The 14,816-nt window shown below is 42.2% G+C and carries 17 protein-coding genes, 2 tRNA genes and 1 pseudogene; 14 read left to right on the top strand and 6 right to left on the bottom strand.

What is annotated here, in order from left to right; all coding sequences use genetic code 11:
- Positions 1-16 precede the first annotated feature (16 nt).
- Positions 17-90: transfer RNA gene (locus tag IYQ92_RS09070), tRNA-Asn, on the top strand.
- A gap of 62 nt (positions 91-152) precedes the next feature.
- Here the strand turns inward: IYQ92_RS09070 and IYQ92_RS09065 are convergent.
- Positions 153-286, bottom strand: a pseudogene (locus IYQ92_RS09065) (ISL3 family transposase); the annotation flags it as partial.
- A gap of 69 nt (positions 287-355) precedes the next feature.
- Between IYQ92_RS09065 and IYQ92_RS10390 the strand changes: the two are divergent.
- Positions 356-484 carry an ArsR family transcriptional regulator gene (locus IYQ92_RS10390; RefSeq protein WP_229311367.1) on the top strand — a complete coding sequence of 43 codons (129 nt, stop codon included), beginning with the start codon at positions 356-358 and terminating at the stop codon, positions 482-484.
- A gap of 275 nt (positions 485-759) precedes the next feature.
- Here the strand turns inward: IYQ92_RS10390 and rlmD are convergent, their stop codons facing one another.
- Together rlmD and IYQ92_RS09055 are read right to left on the bottom strand one after the other, a co-directional pair.
- Positions 760-2,112 carry a 23S rRNA (uracil(1939)-C(5))-methyltransferase RlmD gene (gene rlmD / locus IYQ92_RS09060; RefSeq protein ID WP_195676349.1) on the bottom strand — a complete coding sequence of 451 codons (1,353 nt, stop codon included), beginning with the start codon at positions 2,110-2,112 and terminating at the stop codon, positions 760-762.
- On the bottom strand, positions 2,109-3,056 hold the full coding sequence (locus IYQ92_RS09055; RefSeq protein WP_195676348.1) for a hypothetical protein: 948 nt from the start codon (positions 3,054-3,056) through the stop codon (positions 2,109-2,111). The genes rlmD and IYQ92_RS09055 overlap by 4 nt, the downstream gene beginning before the upstream one ends.
- A 56-nt stretch (positions 3,057-3,112) precedes the next feature.
- Between IYQ92_RS09055 and recX the strand changes: the two genes are divergently transcribed.
- From recX to IYQ92_RS09040, 3 genes are all read left to right on the top strand, one after another.
- Positions 3,113-3,889 carry a recombination regulator RecX gene (gene recX, locus IYQ92_RS09050; RefSeq protein ID WP_195676347.1) on the top strand — a complete coding sequence of 259 codons (777 nt, stop codon included), beginning with the start codon at positions 3,113-3,115 and terminating at the stop codon, positions 3,887-3,889.
- 85 nt (positions 3,890-3,974) lie between these two features.
- Positions 3,975-4,508, top strand: a complete 534-nt coding sequence (locus IYQ92_RS09045) for a DUF402 domain-containing protein (RefSeq protein ID WP_195676346.1) — start codon at positions 3,975-3,977, stop codon at positions 4,506-4,508.
- A 160-nt stretch (positions 4,509-4,668) separates the two neighbouring features.
- The gene (locus IYQ92_RS09040) at positions 4,669-4,983 is read left to right on the top strand and encodes a DUF960 domain-containing protein (protein ID WP_195676345.1); all 315 of its coding nucleotides are present in this window, start codon (positions 4,669-4,671) and stop codon (positions 4,981-4,983) included.
- Between the two features lie 22 nt (positions 4,984-5,005).
- Here IYQ92_RS09040 and IYQ92_RS09035 read toward each other — a convergent pair whose 3' ends face one another.
- Positions 5,006-5,884, bottom strand: coding sequence for an AraC family transcriptional regulator (locus tag IYQ92_RS09035; RefSeq protein ID WP_195676344.1), 879 nt, complete (start codon positions 5,882-5,884; stop codon positions 5,006-5,008).
- 87 nt (positions 5,885-5,971) lie between these two features.
- On the bottom strand, positions 5,972-7,144 hold the full coding sequence (locus IYQ92_RS09030) for an OFA family MFS transporter (RefSeq protein ID WP_324253080.1): 1,173 nt from the start codon (positions 7,142-7,144) through the stop codon (positions 5,972-5,974).
- Positions 7,145-7,400: 256 nt separating this feature from the next.
- On the opposite strand from IYQ92_RS09030, the gene IYQ92_RS09025 reads away from it, so the two are divergent.
- From IYQ92_RS09025 to IYQ92_RS09010, 4 genes are all read left to right on the top strand, one after another.
- Entirely contained in the window at positions 7,401-8,003 is a 603-nt protein-coding gene (locus IYQ92_RS09025; protein ID WP_195676343.1) for an NADPH-dependent FMN reductase, read from the top strand.
- Positions 8,004-8,015: 12 nt separating this feature from the next.
- Entirely contained in the window at positions 8,016-10,427 is a 2,412-nt protein-coding gene (locus IYQ92_RS09020; protein WP_195676342.1) for a flavocytochrome c, read from the top strand.
- A gap of 17 nt (positions 10,428-10,444) precedes the next feature.
- The gene (locus IYQ92_RS09015; protein ID WP_195676341.1) at positions 10,445-10,618 is read left to right on the top strand and encodes a hypothetical protein; all 174 of its coding nucleotides are present in this window, start codon (positions 10,445-10,447) and stop codon (positions 10,616-10,618) included.
- 80 nt (positions 10,619-10,698) lie between these two features.
- Positions 10,699-11,223: an AAA family ATPase gene (locus IYQ92_RS09010; RefSeq protein WP_195676340.1), complete on the top strand. Its 525-nt coding sequence runs from the start codon at positions 10,699-10,701 to the stop codon at positions 11,221-11,223.
- Between the two features lie 285 nt (positions 11,224-11,508).
- Here IYQ92_RS09010 and IYQ92_RS09005 read toward each other — a convergent pair.
- A tRNA-Thr gene (locus IYQ92_RS09005) sits at positions 11,509-11,579 on the bottom strand.
- Between the two features lie 137 nt (positions 11,580-11,716).
- Here IYQ92_RS09005 and IYQ92_RS09000 point away from each other — a divergent pair.
- From IYQ92_RS09000 to IYQ92_RS08980, 5 genes are all read left to right on the top strand, one after another.
- Entirely contained in the window at positions 11,717-11,971 is a 255-nt protein-coding gene (locus tag IYQ92_RS09000; protein ID WP_195676339.1) for a DUF1912 family protein, read from the top strand.
- A gap of 17 nt (positions 11,972-11,988) precedes the next feature.
- Entirely contained in the window at positions 11,989-12,312 is a 324-nt protein-coding gene (locus tag IYQ92_RS08995) for a helix-hairpin-helix domain-containing protein (RefSeq protein WP_195676338.1), read from the top strand.
- Between the two features lie 873 nt (positions 12,313-13,185).
- The gene (locus tag IYQ92_RS08990) at positions 13,186-13,764 is read left to right on the top strand and encodes a flavin reductase family protein (RefSeq protein WP_195676337.1); all 579 of its coding nucleotides are present in this window, start codon (positions 13,186-13,188) and stop codon (positions 13,762-13,764) included.
- Complete coding sequence (locus IYQ92_RS08985; protein WP_195676336.1) at positions 13,751-14,314, top strand: GNAT family N-acetyltransferase; 564 nt, start codon at positions 13,751-13,753, stop codon at positions 14,312-14,314. The genes IYQ92_RS08990 and IYQ92_RS08985 overlap by 14 nt, the downstream gene beginning before the upstream one ends.
- Before the next feature lie 28 nt (positions 14,315-14,342).
- Positions 14,343-14,813, top strand: coding sequence for a hypothetical protein (locus IYQ92_RS08980; RefSeq protein ID WP_195676335.1), 471 nt, complete (start codon positions 14,343-14,345; stop codon positions 14,811-14,813).
- Positions 14,814-14,816 lie beyond the last annotated feature (3 nt).

Raw genomic sequence — 14,816 nt, 5'->3', positions numbered from 1 at the left:
AGTCGCTTAGCCATTATCCGGCATAGCTCAGTTGGTAGTAGCGCATGACTGTTAATCATGATGTCGTAGGTTCGAGTCCTACTGCCGGAGTCATATAGAACTTTGAAGCGTTGAGAGGTCAGCGCTTCTTTCATTTTGGCTTCAATTTTTTAATGGAATAAGAGGAGTTGATACAAGTCATAATAATAGCGGAGTTCGTCCGATAAATCTAGAATTTTCTTAACAATCTCTTTCGGAGTCAAGGTTGCCTAAAGGTTCGTGAATGAAAGTGTTTATCAGAGAGTTTGATATACTCCCCCCTATAGTGGACGGTGAAAAAACAAAATTTACTAAAAGCTACAAGGGGAGTTTTCGTATGTCCAAAAGAAGTCCAAAATTAGTAGAAGAGAAATTAGAAGTTGTCCACTTATTACTTAATCAAGAGCAGTCAGTTGGCCAGCTTAGTAAACAGTATCAAGTCAGTAAACAAACCATCCAATTTTGAAAAATGAAGTATGAGAAGTCTGGCATTGATGGCTTAAGGGAATCTAGGATTTGGAAAAACTATTCGTCTGAGTTGAAGGGACAGGCTGTTTTCGACTATCTTGATAGCAAAGGCTCTCTTACTGATATTTGTCAAGAGTTTGATATCTCAAGCCATTCTGTGATTTCTAAGTCATTTTTCCATAAATAACGTGTGATGATAATAATGGAGGGGAAAAGAAAATCCAAACAAGCATCTCAGTTTGGATTTTTTTACAAAGGAGTTAGGTAAGTTTTTTATTTTATGGTAAGTTTCACCACAGCCTCTGTTCTTGCTGTGTGGGGGAACATGTCGACGGATTGGATGTAGTTGACGGTGTAGGTTTGGCTTAGTTTGACGAGGTCTCTTGCTAGGGTTGAGGTGTTGCATGAGACGTATACCATTTTTTCTGGTTTTGATTGGAGGATGGTCTTTAGTAGTTTATCATCCAAGCCTGTTCGTGGTGGGTCAACAATGAGGGCAGTTGGTTTGAATCCTTCTTCATACCATTTTGGAATAATATCTTCTGCTTTGCCTGTTTCGTAGTGGGTGTTGGTGTAGCCCATTAATTTTGCGTTATGCCGAGCATCTTGGATGGCTTCTGGTATGATATCCATTCCTCGGACTTCCTTGACTTTTTTGGCAAAAGAGAAGCCTATTGTCCCAACGCCACAGTAGGCATCGATGAGTGTGTCATTTTCTGTAACGTCTAGAGCTTTGACGGCTTCGGTGTAGAGTATCTGGGTTTGCTGTGGATTTAGCTGATAAAATGCTCGTGGTGATAGGGAGAAACTGTAATCCAGAACTTCTTCTTGAATGCTATCTTGTCCCCAGATAATCTTGGTTTGTTCGCCATAAATGTCACTCGATTTGCTAGTATTAAGATTAAGGGCGATAGTCTTGATTTCTGGGAATGACTTAATCAATTCGATGACGATATCATCTAAATCAATGATTTTGCTGGTAACAAAGATGAGTTGGACTTGGTTGCTAGCTTGGGCACGTCGAACCATTACTGTACGGATACCCGCAATTTTACGTTCATTGTAGATTGGAAGCTTGTATTTTGCTAGTAAATCAGTGACCTTATTGATAATTTTTTGAGTAGTTTGGTCTTGTACGTAACAGTCCTTGATATCAATGAGTTTATGGGAACCTTGCGCATAAAGACCAGATTTAAGGCTGCCTCCGGAATGTCTTACTTGAAACTGGAGTTTAGCGCGGTAATGACTTGGGTTGTCCATGCCTAGTGTTGGTCTAACATCATAGTTTTCATAGCCTTGTGGTTTAAACTTATTGAGGGCTTGCTTGATGATGTCGGTTTTGTAGTCTAATTGTTTGTCATAACGCAGGTGCATAATTTGGCAACCGCCACATTCTTCATAGATATGACAGGCTGGTTGGACGCGAAATTTTGAAGCTTTATTGATTTTTAGGACTTTAGCTTCAGCGAAGTTTCGTTTGATAGCGGTGATTTGGCAAAATATCTCTTCACCTTTCAGCGCACCGGGGACGAAAACAAGGGTTTTCTTATAAAAACCAATGCCTTCACCGTTGATTCCCATGCGTTTAATTTTGAGCGGAATACGTTGTTTGATTGTTAAATTCATTGTTTGAAGAGTGCTCCATCTTGTTTAATCTTTGCTAGCGCAGCTTTTCCAAAACCGGGAAGGGCAAGAAAATCTTTTTCGCTTAGTTGAGAGAGGTCTTGGATAGTGTAGAAGCCAAGTTCCATAAGGTCGTCAATCTGACGGCTATTTAGGTGGCTATCAGTAATAAAGGTCTGATTGGCAAAAAGAAGCTGGCGCAGGCTACCAAGGATGAACGGGAAGGCTGAGGTCATGACTGGCGATAGCTTTGCCATCATAACGAGGATTGATTCGCGTGAGAAAGAGAGATAGCTTTGGGAATCGGTGAACCAAATGATTTCTTGAACAGCCGATTCTGGATTGAAGAGGATGTCTTTCATATTGGCATTTGTCTTGATGATACGGTCTAAGTAGTCTTTTGTAGCGTCAAGCTTATCTTGAAAAAGGCTTGCAATCGTCATATAAACCAGCATTCCTTCGTCTTCGGCAAAATAGTCTTGGCTATCAAAGAAGGCTTGAAGTGCCTGCCAATCTTGTTTGAGTAGGTAAGTCGCCATCAGTTGGTAGCGTAGTTTTAGAGGGTCGTTGGTATCAAGTTGGTAGATTTCTTGGAAAATAGCTAGCGCTTGGTCGTAGAGGCACATTTGCTTAGCGATAGTGGCATGATTACAGGCCAGTGCTAAGTAGTCACGCTCATCAAGATTTAACCAGCCGTGAGGTCCTTGAGCCAGCCAAGCAGCTCTGCCATTTTCCAAAAGTCGCTTAGAATCAAGATATTCTTGGTAAATACTATCGATTAGAGGCAGATTGTCCCCAATCGTGAAAGGATTTTCAGAGGGCAGTTCATCGTCAAAATCCTCTTCAAAAATATCGCCAAAGATATCATCAAAATCTGGAAATGAATCTTCTGAAAAGTCCTCTTTTTTCTTGCGGAAATCACCAAGTGAAATAATTTTATCAGTCATCGGGCACTTCATCTTCTTATTGCTTCTATTTTATCATTTTTGTTATAATAAAAACTATGAAAATAACCAAAATTGAGAAGAAAAAGCGTTTGTATCAGGTGGAATTGGACGGTGCTGACAGTCTTTATGTGACCGAGGATACCATTGTTCATTTTATGCTGTCTAAACAGATGGTCATCAGTGAGGAAGAGCTTGCTGATATCAAGCAGTTTGCAAAGTTGTCTTACGGAAAAAATCTAGCACTTTACCACATTTCCTTTAAGCCTAGGACGGCCAAGGAAGTTCGTGACTATCTGCAGAAGCATGAGATTGATGACAAACTCATTCCAGAGATTATCAAACAACTGAAAGATGACAAGTGGATAGATGAGTCACGCTTGGTGGAGCTGACTATTGAGCAAAATCTTAGTTCGGGTGATAAGGGGCCTTTTGTTTTGAAGCAGAAGTTGATGCAGCGTGGGATTTCATCTAGCATCATTGAGCCGATTATGGAGCAGTATGATTTTACGGATTTGGGGCAAAAGCTGGCGCAGAAATTGTATAAAAAGTACCAGACTAAATTGCCCAACCGTGCTCTCAAGGATAAGATTATCCAATTTTTAAATAATAAGGGTTTTGATTATCAACTATCTAAACTTGCTGTAGAAACCTTGGCGATTGAGCGAGATGATGAGTTGGAAGAAGAACTAATCTATAAGGAATTAGACAAGCAGTATCGAAAATATAGCCGTAAATATGAGGGCTATGATTTGAAACAACGACTAATCCAGGCTTTAATGAGAAAAGGGTTCGGTTTTGATGATATTAAGTCCGCTTTGAGGGAATATTTGTAGGATAATTGATTTAAAATCGTGATTTTTTCAGAAAATTATGATAAACTATCATAGATAAGTTTTAATTGTAGAAAGTTGGTAAGCCATGAAATTACCTAAGGAAGGCGACTTTATTACAATTCAAAGTTATAAGCATGATGGTAGTTTGCACCGCACTTGGCGCGATACTATGGTACTAAAAACAACTGAAAATGCTGTTATTGGTGTTAATGATCACACATTGGTAACTGAGAGTGACGGGCGACGTTGGGTCACACGTGAGCCCGCGATTGTTTACTTTCATAAAAAATATTGGTTCAATATTATTGCTATGATCAGAGATAATGGTGTTTCTTATTATTGTAACCTTGCAAGTCCACATGTCATGGATGAGGAGGCTCTCAAATACATCGATTATGATTTAGATGTTAAGGTTTTTGCGGATGGCGAAAAGCGTCTATTGGATGTTGATGAGTATGAATTGCACAAGAAAGAAATGGGTTACTCGCCAGATATTGACTATATTTTAAAGGAAAATGTCAAGATTTTGGTTGATTGGATTAACAATGGGAAAGGTCCGTTTTCTCAAGCCTACATTAACATTTGGTACAAACGTTATCTTGAACTGAAGAATAGGTAAAGTTGAAAAGCACCCGGTGAGGGTGCTTTAGTACTTATTTCGGTCAATCATAATAATTGAATTTTTGTCCGATTTTGGTTACAGTATAGTCAGTAGGGAAATCTTCTTGATTAAAATGAAGATGGGATGGCTGATTTTGGTCTGATGAAAGGAGAAACTTGTGGCATTTGATAAAACTAGAGAGAGGTATGCTAGTTTTGGTATTGCGACCAGTTTGCCTCATCAGATTATTGATACTTTTTGGGATTTGTTGGATAATTATTTGAAAGGTGTTGTTCCTTTGGATGATGTGCTGACTTTTCACTTGGTCAATCACAGAGATAATTTGCGCTTTCGCTATATGGATAGTGAGCATGAGATTGTCATTGATTTTGATTATAAGACACCCTTTGACCCCTTTTATCCTGAAACAGTTCATGTTGTGGACGACTTGGGGATTGAGACGATTTTGCTACCGCATGAATTTGATTTATAGAAATAACCTTCTTGACTTGCTGTCAGGAAGGTTTTGTTTTGTTGAACTGTTTGCGATATTGCTTGGGAGTTAGTTGCAGGTAGTGCTTGAAATGGCGATTGAAATTGGACAGGTTATTAAAGCCAACTTGGCTGGCAATGTCTTGAATAGGCATCGTAGTCTGCAAAAGTAGTTCACAGGCTTTGTTAAGGCGGACTTGGAGAATGAAATCAAGGCAACTACTGCCAGTATGCTGCTTAAAAACTGTCATAAAATGAGCTCTGCTATAGCCAAAAGTATCAGCTAAATGAGGGATGCTGAGTGACTCCTGATAGTGATGGTTAATGTAGTCGATAAGTTCTTTGAGCTTTTGGTATTTTTGGTAAGTGTCATCAGTATAGTGGCGGTTGACGTGGCGATATTTGAAAAGATAGTAGAGAAATTCGTGGAGTTTTGACTTGAGGAGGATATCATAGTAGAGGGATTCTTCCTTGACCAAATTAAAAATGGCAAGGAGGCAATCTTTAAGCTTTTGATAACCAGGCATGTCTACTTGAATGAGTGGTGTCAGTTCAAAATGCCCATTTTGCAACGGTTGAAGGTAGCGCTGGCTGTATTCGTCAATGATAGCTCTGCCGATGTGGTTCAAATGAATCCGAAAAGTTTCACTATCCTGCTCCTTGTGGGGAAGAGGGTGGATGGACTGCATATGTTCGGATTGAATAATGATGATATCGCCGGCTTGGCTATTGAAATGGTGTCCGTTAATATGATAACGGGCACTGCCTTTATGGACGTAGATGAGTTCCAAATCTTCATGCCAGTGGTAAATGGTATCGGGCTGACTGTCTGTGAGATGGGTTCGATAGTATTGGTAGGGAAAACCCGAGGGATTGTCCTTAATGTATTGCTGATTTGCCATAAATTGTCCTCTTTGTGATGACCTTATTATAACATAAAAACCTGCTGGACCTTTGAGTCAGCAGGTTTAGTAATTGTATTTGTTCTCTTAGGCTTTGTGGCGTCTGTCGTAGATAACAGTGAGGGCAAAGCCGATGATAGCTAGGATAATGGCGAGATAGAAGGCTTGGCTGTAGTTACCGTTATTTGCGCCAGCGATTTTAATGGTAAGTCGTGGTGCAAAGAAGGCAGCAAGTGAATAGCCTGTGAAGACGATACCGTAGTTGACACCTTGATTGGCTGGACCATAATTTTCCATAACGATTGATGGGAAGACACCCATGACACCACCAAAACAGATACCAAGTCCAATGATACCAACGGTAAATCCGATTTGGCCAGGGACGAGGTTTAGGGTGAGGAGGGCAAGAGCTACAACGGCATAGATAATCATGAGGGTTTTACTGCGTCCGATTTTATCAGAGACAGCTCCCCAGATGAAGCGTCCGCTTGAATTGCTGATTGAATAAAGGCTGACAAAGAGGGCTGCTGTTCCAGCTGATAGACCAAACATGGTTTGTCCGATGGTTGCTGCTTGAGAGGCAATCATAAGACCTGAGAAGGCACCGATGAAGAACATAGATATGATAAGGTAGAAGACTGGTGTTTTGAGCATATCTTTCCAAGTTTTGTTCTCCATAGCTTTTTGTTGGTTAGTGGCAGGTTTCCAGCCAGCTGGTTTGTAATTTTTAGGTGCTGGTTTGATGAAAATACCTGCGATAAGAACGATGACAATGTAGGCAAGTCCGATAGCACGGAAGGCGAATTTAGCACCATGGGCTTGGATAAGGTGGCTAGCAATTGGAGAGGCAATGACAGCAGCGAAGCCCATTCCTGCGGTTAGGATACCTGATGCTAGTCCACGTTTGTCCGGGAAGAATCGGATAGTATTGCTGAGGGCACCTGAGTAGGCAAAACCTTGACCGAGCCCAGCAATCAAACCATAGGTAAGATAGAGCATGGCAGGGCTATTGGCGTAGCCAGTGAGGAAGAAGCCTCCGGCAAATAGCAGAGCTCCTAAGACGATAGTCCATTTGACATAGCCTTTGTCGACCAAGTAACCACCGAAAATCATAGGAATTGGTCCGATAGCATTGTTGAGGGTGAAGGCTAGCATGATTTGAGGCATGGTCATGCCAGTTTGGTGACTGAGTGGTCCAGCAAAGACGCTGAAGGCATAAACAGCACCGGTGACGAGTAGGATGGCGGTAGATGCAATGATAACCTGTCAACGATTGATTTCTTTTGTCATAGAAAACACTCCTTGTTTGTTTTTTCACAAAGACTATATCATAGTTTTGAAAGCGATGTCAACGATAATTAGCTATAAATTGAAAAAATCATTGAAATTTTCTCAAAAATTATACAATTGTTCTAAAAACTAATAGGATTGTTTGAATATATAAGAGATAGCGTTTACAAAAAATAGAAAAGTAGTATAATCGTATTGTAGTAAACAATGTGAAAGAGGTAACAATATGAAATTAGTTGCAATTGTTGGGACCAATTCAGGTCGTTCAACCAACCGTAAGTTGCTTAAGTTTATGGCTAAGCATTTTGCGGATAAGGCTGATATTGAGGTTCTCGAAATTAAGGATTTACCTGCTTTTGATGAGCCAGAAGATAAGATAGCACCAGCAGAAGTGGCTATTTTTAGTCAGAAGATTACTGAGGCAGATGGGGTCATTATTTCGACACCTGAGTACGACCATACCATTCCAGCGCCGCTTTCAAGTGCTCTTGAGTGGATTGCTTATACCAGTCGTGCTTTGATTAACAAACCAACTATGATTGTTGGGGCTTCGCTTGGTCTTCTTGGGACTTCTCGTGCGCAAGCGCATTTGCGTCAAATCCTAGATGCACCTGAATTGAAGGCGCGTGTTATGCCTGGAACGGAGTTCTTGCTGGGTCACTCTGAACAAGTTTTGGATGATGATTTTAACTTGAATGATGCAGATAAGGTTGCAGAGCTGGAAGAACATTTTGCAGAATTCCAAGACTTTGTAACCTTGACTAATCAATTGGTCAAGCAGGCTGACACGGACCGTAAAAAAGCCTTTGCTTGGGAAGTAGAAGAGTAGGAGGACAAGTAGATGAAATTAGTAGCGATTGTTGGAACCAATGCCAAAAAATCTTATAACCGCATGCTCTTGGATTTTATGGCTAAGCATTTTGCTAATAAGGCAGAGATAGAAGTACTCGATATTGCTGGTGTACCAATGTTCAACGAAACAGATGACCAAACCAGCACTGCCGTTATCCAAAACTTCAATGCAAAAATCACGGAAGCCGATGGGGTGATTATTGCGACGCCTGAACACAATCACACCATTCCGTCTAGTTTGAATAGCTTGCTTGAATGGTTGTCTTTCAATATTCATCCGCTTGACGGGAAGCCTGTCATGATTGTTGGGGCGTCTTATTCTGAACAAGGGTCTTCTCGCGCACAGTTGCACTTGCGTCAAATCTTAGATGCCCCTGGTGTCAATGCGACGGTCATGCCTGGTAGCGAGTTCTTGCTTGGTTTTGCGCCTAAGGCTTTTGATGCCAATGGTGACCTCAAAGACGAACGCACAGTTGATTTCCTTGATTCATGTTTCTTCCGCTTCCTTCGTTTTGTGGAAGTGGCTAATCAATTGAACATTCCAGAGGAAATCAAGTTTGAACCTGGTACTTACCAAGTGACTACTGAAGGGCACAATGGTAAATTGCCAATGGCGGTCACTCTTTCTGAAGAAAAAATCGAAAAAATTGACATCGATTCTTCTGGGGAAACTTCTGGGATTTCAGATATTGTCTTCACTCGCATTCCTAACGAAATCATCGAAGGGCAAACCCTTAATGTCGATGCTGTGTCTGGTGCATCAGTAACTTCAAACGGAGTCCTTGACGGAGTTGCGCGTGCGGTTAAATTGGCTGGCGCTAATCCAGACGTCCTCAAAAAACGTCCAAAAGCACCTTCTGCCCTTGACCATGAAGATAAAGACTATACAACCGATGTCGTCGTTGTCGGTGGTGGTGGTGCAGGGCTTGCAGCTGCAGCAGCTGTTCTTCAAGAAGGTAAACAAGTCATCGTCCTTGAAAAATTCCCAGCGCTAGGCGGAAATACGGTCCGTGCTGGTGGTCCTATGAATGCGCCAGATCCTGACTGGCAAAAAGGCTTTGCCGTAAATCCTGGCGAAGCCCATAACCTTGAAGAACTCATCGCAACAGACCTTGAAAAGATTGACCCTGAATACCGTGACGACTTTGTGGCTCTTCAGGCTCAAGTCAAGGAATATCTCAAGGATCCGACTTTCTTGTTTGATTCTAAACTTCTCTACCGCATCCAAACTTATCTTGGTGGTAAGCGCGTGGACCTTAAGGGCAATGAGATTCACGGTAACTACGACTTGGTGAAAATCTTGACAGAGCACGCTTTGGATTCTGTGCATTGGTTGGAAACTATTGGTGTGGAATTTGACCATTCTGAAGTGACCATGCCAGTTGGTGCCATCTGGCGTCGTGGTCACAAGCCTAAAGTGCCAATGGGCTATGCTTACATTTCAGTACTTGACCGCTATGTTCGTGAGCAAGGTGGGCAAATTGTGACGGATTCTCCTGTTAAGGAATTGATTGTGGAAAATGGTCAGGTCAAAGGTGTTATCGCGACCGGACGTAATGGTCAAACTATCACGGTTCATGCCAATGCAGTAGTGCTTGCATCAGGAGGTTTCGGTGCCAATACCAAGATGCTGCAAAAATATAACACTTACTGGACTAAAATTGACGATGACATCAAGACCTCAAATTCACCAGCTATCACAGGTGACGGTATTATCCTAGGTCAATCTGTCGGCGCAGACCTTGTCGGCATGGGCTTCACCCAAATGATGCCAGTTTCTGACCCAAATACCGGTGCCCTCTTCTCAGGTATTCAATGTCCACCAATGAACTATATTATGGTCAATCAAGAAGGCAAGCGTTTTGTAGATGAATACGCTGGCCGTGATACGCTCACCAAGGCAGCACTTGAAAATGGTGGTCTTTTCTATCTCATTGCGGATGAAAATATTAAAAATACTGCTTACAACACCACTCAAGAATCGCTTGACCGTCAAGTGGCAGCAGGAACCCTCTTCTGTGATGATACTTTGGAAGGTCTGGCTAAGCAAATCGGCGTTGACCCAGAAACCTTCGTGACAACTATCAAGAACTACAACTCTTACGTTGATGCGGGTTACGATCCTGAATTTGACAAGGGTGGCTTTGACCTCAAGTGTGAAAAGGCGCCATTCTACGCAACCCCTCGTAAGCCAGCTGTTCACCACACCATGGGCGGACTCAAGATTGACACCACAACCCATGTTATCAGCGAGGCTGGACAAGTCATCCCCGGTCTTTACGCAGCGGGTGAAGTGGCAGGTGGTCTCCACGCCGGCAACCGTCTGGGCGGAAACTCCCTAACCGACATCTTCACCTTTGGTCGCATTGCAGGACAAACGGCTGTAGATGAATATTGCTGAGCTGAAAAGGAGAAGTGATGACTAAGCTCAAAACGTTTATATCTGTCTTTCTAGTAACTGGGCTAGCGCTTTGCATCTGGCGTTGGATGACTACAGGCTCCCCCCTCCATGAATGGGAACTGAGTCTCTTCATCGCCCTACTAGTCGGATGCTTATCCATCATCAGCTCAACACTGACAAAATGGTATTAAGTATGAAAGCAGGGCAGCTTGCCTTGCTTTTTTGCTTGGTTATGGTAAGATAGAAAATGATTTAATAATTGGAGTGGAGCATGAAAATCTTATTAGTTGGCAGTTCTGGGGCGGGCAAAACGACTTTTTCTCGTCAATTGGAGGCGCAGCTTGGCTTGCCTGTCTTGCATTTGGATACGCTCTGGCATGCTGATGATTATTCGGACGAGGCCGCGCAGCGATTTACCCAAAACATCAAAACCTTTATGAGTCAGCAGGAGGACTGGGTCATTGATGGCAATTATAATGGCAGTTTGGATCTGCGTCTGGCTGAGGCTGATGTGGTGGTTTGGTTTCAAGTGCCGGTCTGGAAGGCTTTGTGGCGGGTCATCAGGCGGTCGCTGTCCTTTCGCAAGAACCGTGCCAGTCGTCCTGAGATGCCAGCCGCATTTAGCGAGCGCTTTGACAAGGACTATCTGGACTTTCTCAAGTTCATATGGCATTTTCCTAAGAAAAATAATCCGCAAATCCAAGAAAAGTTGGCAGACTTCTCTGGTCAGGTCTATATTGTCAAGAACCAAGCAGACTGCCAGCAAGTTCTAGCCCAGCTGAAGCTCACTAAATGAAATCTATAAGGTATGTTTCCTCTATTCGATAGGACCGATGGGAGACATGCCTTTTTCATTTTCTGATGAAGAGAGCAAACCGCGTTAACGGGCCAACTTTTCTCAGAAGTGGAACGTCAATCGCGGTAACGGAGCTACTTTTCCCAGAAGTGAGTCAAAATAGTAGTATTCGCGTTCACTTTTGGCAGAAGTGAATCAAAATAGTCTTATGTGAGGAGACTATTTTGATTTTACAAGGCTATCGAGCTGACAAAAAAGAGGCTGGAAAACCCAACCTCTTGACTCTGCCACCACCGAGAATCGAACTCGGAACGGAGCATTACCATTGCTCTATTATACCATTTAACTATAGCGGCGATTACTTATCTATATTACCATGAAAGTGACAATGTGGCAAGAAAAATATCTTGACACATACAAATAGCTCTGCTATTTTTCAAAAGCCCTTCAAGTATGCTATAATGTTGAAGATATCAAAAGGAAAGAGGATACCATGTCTTACGAACAAGAATTTTTAAAAGACTTTGAAGAGTGGGTCAACACTCAAATCATGGTTAACAATGTGGCCATGGAACAAGCGCAAAAGATTGTCGAAGAGGACAAGGATGAGCGCGCAGCTGATGCATACATCCGCTACGAAAGCAAGTTGGATGCTTATCGTTTCTTACAAGGAAAATTTGCCAATTATCATGAAGGTAAAGGGTTCCACGACCTGCCAGCCGGCCTATTCGGTGAGAGAAAGTATTAAAAAAGAGGAGGATTTTCGTGGCTAAAGTAAAAAATCGCAAGAAAGAATACAAACGAGGACTTAAACGTCAGGGTCTTATCAAGACGACTGTGACGGTCAAAGAGACAAGTCCAGCAAAAGAAGCAGTGCAGAGCGCAGCCGTATTGAGCTTGGAAGAATTTTCAGCCCTTGGAGCGGTTGAAGGCATCCGCGCCAACCTAATTGCAACGCTTTACCAAGCGGGTATTCAATCCATGGTCGATTTTAAACAGAAAACCAAAGAAGACCTCTTAGCCCTCAAAGGCATTGGCCCAGCTACTGTTAAGAAACTTGAGGAAAACGGCGTCAGCTTTAAAGCTTAGTAACAATTGCCATTTGGCACCACCTCACTTCTTGTTTAAGTGGGTTGGTTTTTTATGTTAAATTAAAATTGGTATTTTGATACTTTCTTAAATAGTGCGGACGCAAGCAAACTCCTAGCGGAGTTTCATTGCTAATTTTCGAACCCACAGTCTCGAAAATCTCGTTCTTAGCAACATCTTCGTTGTTGCTAAGAATACCACTACGGCGAAAGTATCCGGGAAGGCTCACTCCGTTCGCTATTATAATAATTATTTTCCAAAGGGATATTTTTAATCTGTGGCAGAACGTTAAAATTTATGACAACCAGCCGCAAGTTAGGTTCAGCCCGTCAAATTTTTTGCCGCCCCCCGCACATTTTTCAATGGCTGTCAGCATTGCAGACAAGTTGCCTAAAGTTCTAGGAAACCTGTCTCACGTGTTGCCAGCTTGCCTAGAGTTTCCGAGAAGCCGTCTCAACTGTTGTCAGCTTGTCACTGTTTGACCACATCTCGTCCGAGCCACCGAGGAGAGGTTAGTGAATGAGATGATTGCAAGAAAGTGAAATTGATGGTTTGCTTTCTGCCCTGATTTTTGTTAAAATAAGACCATTCAGAGGTGTTTTGAATTCCATTTGTCACAGGAAGCGGTGTTGCTGAGAAATCCGCACAAATGTCAAGGCTGGTTGCTGATGTCACAATCAAAGAAATGAGTAGCAGACGCCCGACGTCTGAAACAGTGGTGGTACCGCGGATACATATTCGTCCCTGTCATGGTTATGGCAGGGATTTTTTATAGCTTTTAAAGAACCAAGACCGAAGGTCGCAGGTGAATTTAGAGATATTGATTCAGACGGAGCGAAAGCGAGGTCTACGTTCCTATCAAGGGAGGGTGACATGAAGCAATCTTTTGAGACCAGTAAATTGTACTATGGTTTTCCCATTTTTATCTTGGGTTACCAGGACCAGACCTATGGCTATAATGTGACGACTTGTAGTTCTTCTTATAGTCTAGGAGATTGGCTCGTTATAGGGGTTGGTAGTGAGGAAAATGCGGCAGACCAGATTAAGCATTATCAGAAGTTCACAGTGAATATTCCTGATGAAAGTTTTATGCTGAGGATGGAGCAGGCTGAATTTATTAGTCGTCGTGAGAAGATTGCTAAACTCGGCATAGATTTTCAACCTTCTGATTTGACACAAGCACCTATCCTGAATGCCTGTCCAGTCGTTCTGGATTGTGAGGTCGACAGAATTATTGAGGAAGATGGTATCTGTCATACCTTTGCTAAGATTCTTGATCGGCTGGCTGATCCAGAACTCTTGGACGATAAAGGCCATTTTAAAAATGACTGCTTTGCTCCAACTTACTTTATGGGGGACGGCCATCAGCGTGTTTACCGTTATCTAGATGACCGAGTTGACCCCATGGGAAGCTTTATCAAGAAAGCGAGGAAAAAAGATGACAAGAGCTGAGTTACCTGAACAAATCGAAACGGAGCGACTCGTCTTACGAGTCCGTACAGTGGCGGATGCGGAGGAAATCTACGCCTACGCTAGTCGTCCAGAAGTCTCCTACCCAGCAGGTTTCCCACCTGTTAAGACCCTCGAAGAGGAAATCTATTATTTAGAACATCTCCTCCCTGAGCGTAATCAAAAAGACAACCTCCCAGCAGGCTATGGCATTGTGGTCAAAGGGACGGATACGGTCATCGGATCTGTTGATTTCAATCATCGCCACGAAGACGATGTATTGGAGATTGGCTACACCTTACACCCAGACTATTGGGGACGAGGTTATGTCCCAGAAGCGGCGCGTGCCTTGATTGACCTAGGTTTTAAAGATTTAGGCCTTCACAAGATTGAACTGGTCTGCTTTGGCTACAATGTCCAAAGTCAACGAGTTGCGGAAAAACTTGGCTTTACTCTTGAAGCTCGCATCCGGGATCGGAAAGATGCCCAAGGCAATCGCTGTGATGAGTTGAGATATGGCTTGCTGAAGAGTGAGTGGGAAATGAAGAGATAATTGAAATTAATATTTAGGGGTGTAGATAATGAATGAAAAAATAATCTATTTTGATGCAAGTACGATTGGTTATAACGGTAATAACGATAGAGAACAAACTAAAGTAAATGTTTTGGACGAATCAAAAACTCCATTACTTTTAAGTTTAGATTTATCAGAATATTCTACTAGCCTGTATGGTGTTGAAAGCGTTGATGAGGAAAGTGGAATAGCAATTTTAAAAGAGGGATTAACAAATAATCATGGAGAATTATTAGCACTATTCTTTGCTATGAAAATCGCGGAACGGATTCAAGCAAATGTTATTTGTGGAGACAGTAATATTGCAATTCAATATTGGTCAAAAGGACAGTACAATCAGAAGAATATCAAAAATTCTGAAACTATTGAATTGATAGGCAAAGTAACTAAACAACGTGAAAATTTTGAAAAATCTGGGGGAGAAATTAGGAAAATTTCAGGAGATTCTAATCCCGCTGATTTGGGATATCATAGATAAAAG

The sequence above is a fragment of the Streptococcus sp. HF-1907 genome, from assembly GCF_015594605.1.
Classification (GTDB): Bacteria; Bacillota; Bacilli; order Lactobacillales; family Streptococcaceae; genus Streptococcus.
This window is presented reverse-complemented; position numbering and strand designations above follow the sequence as displayed.